This is a genomic window from Vibrio sp. 1151_11 (genome assembly GCF_029478525.1).
Taxonomy (GTDB): Bacteria; Pseudomonadota; Gammaproteobacteria; order Enterobacterales; family Vibrionaceae; genus Vibrio; species Vibrio anguillarum.
Map to the genome: position 1 here is coordinate 1 of NZ_SHMN01000065.1, position 3,128 is coordinate 3,128.

At 38.2% G+C, this 3,128-nt stretch carries 4 protein-coding genes; 3 read left to right on the top strand and 1 reads right to left on the bottom strand.

The window, feature by feature from the left end; translation table 11 throughout:
* The first annotated feature begins 405 nt into the window (after positions 1–405).
* Positions 406–726: a hypothetical protein gene (locus EXZ60_RS18615; protein ID WP_194568933.1), complete on the top strand. Its 321-nt coding sequence runs from the start codon at positions 406–408 to the stop codon at positions 724–726.
* A gap of 40 nt (positions 727–766) precedes the next feature.
* Entirely contained in the window at positions 767–1,126 is a 360-nt protein-coding gene (locus EXZ60_RS18620; protein WP_274684019.1) for a DUF805 domain-containing protein, read from the top strand.
* 121 nt (positions 1,127–1,247) lie between these two features.
* Here the strand turns inward: EXZ60_RS18620 and EXZ60_RS18625 are convergent, their stop codons facing one another.
* Positions 1,248–1,976, bottom strand: a complete 729-nt coding sequence (locus tag EXZ60_RS18625; RefSeq protein ID WP_277436134.1) for a hypothetical protein — start codon at positions 1,974–1,976, stop codon at positions 1,248–1,250.
* A 229-nt stretch (positions 1,977–2,205) separates the two neighbouring features.
* Between EXZ60_RS18625 and EXZ60_RS18630 the strand changes: the two genes are divergently transcribed.
* The gene (locus EXZ60_RS18630) at positions 2,206–2,892 is read left to right on the top strand and encodes an FRG domain-containing protein (protein ID WP_217513109.1); all 687 of its coding nucleotides are present in this window, start codon (positions 2,206–2,208) and stop codon (positions 2,890–2,892) included.
* Positions 2,893–3,128 lie beyond the last annotated feature (236 nt).

Sequence of the window (3,128 nt, forward strand, 5' to 3'; positions counted from 1 at the left end):
ATCGTCATCACATATTTGTTGTTTCTTGATCGTGTTGGGTTGTTTAGCGCTGTGAGTTTAGCGGCAAAATAACCTTCAGCATCCAAACGTCCGCCGAGCATGCTACGCTCGTCACTTTTCTTCCAAATCGCTCAATTTGAATTTGTTGGTTTCTTTGCTGATTTAGGGCTTTGGTTTATAAATGAATGGTTTAATTTGCTTCAAATTTACAAAAAAGCTCGTTCTTTGGTTTTGAAAATGTCGTTGTCAATCGGTTGGCCTAACAAACGGCTCAAGAGGGATTGCCAACGCGTGGCGACTTTAGTGCAAAATTGAAGCTCAGTGTTTACAGTGTGTTTTTTGAGTTCGGCTATGCGTTGTCAACCCCTTAGCCGGGCGTTAGGCAAAATTTCCTTAGGATCTTCAATGACAGTTTTGAAATTAACTTTAAGTTCGCTTTTGCTTATTGGTATTGCAGCATGCTCTCCTTTCGAAGCATTCCAAGATATGGACAATAAAGAAAAGCAGTTTAATGATCTAAGTATCAATAATCTCGGTGCTAAAGCAGAAATAAGTTGGAATATCCATAATGGTGAATTAACTAGTATTACGGTTGTTTATCGTGCCAACTCGTTAAATGACGTGATAGTAAGCAAGCTAGGAAATGAAGTAGAATCAATGGTTAAAACCATTTATGGTGACGATTCGTATGCAATAAGCGTTGCAATTAGCTTAGGTGGCGAATAACTTTCTAACAACGGTGTTTATAACTAACAGAGGAAATAAAATGGATTGGTATTTGGCTGTTTTAAAGAAGTATGCAGTTTTTAGTGGAAGGGCTAGACGAAAGGAATACTGGATGTTCTTTTTATTTAACCTCATTTTGTCTTTCATTTTGGGGTTTGTTGATGGCTTCTTGGGTACTGTATTTATCGGTACTATTTACGGGTTGGCAGTTTTAATTCCAGGTATAGCTGTTACTGTTCGTAGGCTACACGATATTGGTCGCACAGGGTGGTGGGTTTTAATTGGGCTGATCCCATTAATTGGATTGATAGTGCTTATCATATTCGCAGCAACTGACGGAAATGAAGGAAGTAATGAATATGGCTCCAACCCTAAGGAGCCGGGCGAAACATTTGCCTAACAAGAAATTTAAGAGTGATTCACAACGCTGGGCGCCCTCACTTCAAGTCGGTTTAGTGTTTATGGCACAATGCGTTAGGTAAGGTGTCAGCGTTGTTCACACCTTAATTTGGCGTTAGAACTCAATGTAACTTTTCAACTAGAGTCGCAATTATTAAGATCGCAAAACAGATAGGTGATAATGGTCTATTTCTGGAAAAGTAGGTTGCCCAATTCGCTATTTTTATGGTCGAGAAAAGAAAAGCAAATGCACTAATAGCAATTGGCGCTAGAAATATAGTGGTAAATATAAGGTACATGACAAACATACCTTCAAAAATCAAGAATATTGCCACGCCATTTATCCAAATGTTGGAGCTTAGTTCTATTGAAATGCCTAGAGGTTCCAATGGCATAAGTAATAGCTGTAATGACATGTTAGTTATACTGACTTCTTGACTAGCAATATAATCAAGAACTGGAAGTGTTAAAATCCAGACAGCCATCTTTGAGTAATCGAAAAGCATTTTCATGGCAAATTTACCTTTATCTGAAAACCATGAAATAGCGAACCACACTGCAGCTGAATAAGTTAGACTCATAATAAGGTAATAAGCGAATACGTGCTTTGACTGCCCGAAAAGATACATGGAGATAAGAAGTAGAATGAGCAAAAATAGGCTTAGGTAGCCAAAAAAAGACTTAGTAACCTGCATAAGCTCTATGGCATTGTTTTGGCGATATGAATCAATGATATTTCTAAATGAGTTATCGAATGCAGATACTTTAGAGTGTAGCTCCGGGTTAAGATCAAGAGCATACCTTGCCAAAAGGATTGTCATAAAAACTTGGATTACTTCTGTTAAGTTCATTTTCCTCTCCTGAGGCAGTAGTATAATAATTATGTTGCATACAAAAATACTGTATGTCAATACAGTTATTGTGGTTTTTTAAAAGAGTTCTAACAAAGCATTTAAGACGGATTCCCAACGCTTGGCGCTTTCGGCTTACTTCAGTTTAAGTGTTTATGTCACAATGGTTTAGGTAAGGTGGTTGGCGTTGCTCACCACTTAATGCGGCGTTATACGTTTCAGGAGTATTATGAAAACTAAAAGAGTTAAAGCATTTTCTGACTTTATCAAAGAAGTAGAGCTGTTGAGTTCAGATTCTGAATTAGTCCTTTTTAGAGGTCAGACGACTAAAGGTAATCTTTTACCTAATGTTTGTAGAGAGAACCCAAGCATTGATACGACAGAAAGTGAGAAGGAGGTTCTAAATGAACTTCGTCGTATGGGGAGTTCTTTACTTCCAAATTCGAGTGTATCTGATTGGGAGCTCTTGGTCGTCGCTCAGCACTTTGGTCTTAAAACACGGCTACTAGATTGGTCAAGTAATCCTCTAACTGCACTCTGGTTTGCTTGTTCGGATTACAAGCAGGGTGATGCGTATGTATATGTACTATATGCAGATGATTACCTGCACGATTCAGATGTAGGTCCATTCGAAGCAGGCGCGACAAGAGTATTTCGCCCAAGCTTAAACAATCCAAGAATTGTTGCTCAACATGGTTGGTTTACATCACACAAGTTTTCGAGCAAAACTAATAAATTTGTTCCATTAGAGAAAAATAACAAGATAAAAAGTTCAGTTGTAGAACTACGTATTGCTGAATGTGATAGAGAACATATGCTTAAAGCACTAGATCGACATGGTATCAACAGTCAAACACTATTCCCTGATCTCGAAGGGTTGTGCAAGTATTTAAACTGGAAGCATACAAACGTATAACAAACTGTTTAAGAGTGATTCGCAACACGTGGCATTTTAACTATGCGTTGCGTTTAGTGTTTAAGGTGGTATGCGGCGGCTTAAGTATTGCGTTGCTCACACCTTAACAGGGCGTTAGGCAAAGTGAGTTTTTATCAACTAAATCGGGTTTGAATTGAACTGTGAATTCTATGTTCTCATGGCTGGACTTAAGCAATAAATCGTCATCACATATTTGTTGTTTCTTGATCGCGTTG

Coding starts and splice junctions, on each gene's coding strand:
- EXZ60_RS18630 (WP_217513109.1), top strand. CDS start 2,206: ATGAAAACTAAAAGAGTTAAAGCATTTTCTGACTTTATCAAAGAAGTA.
- EXZ60_RS18625 (WP_277436134.1), bottom strand. CDS start 1,976: ATGAACTTAACAGAAGTAATCCAAGTTTTTATGACAATCCTTTTGGCA.
- EXZ60_RS18615 (WP_194568933.1), top strand. CDS start 406: ATGACAGTTTTGAAATTAACTTTAAGTTCGCTTTTGCTTATTGGTATT.
- EXZ60_RS18620 (WP_274684019.1), top strand. CDS start 767: ATGGATTGGTATTTGGCTGTTTTAAAGAAGTATGCAGTTTTTAGTGGA.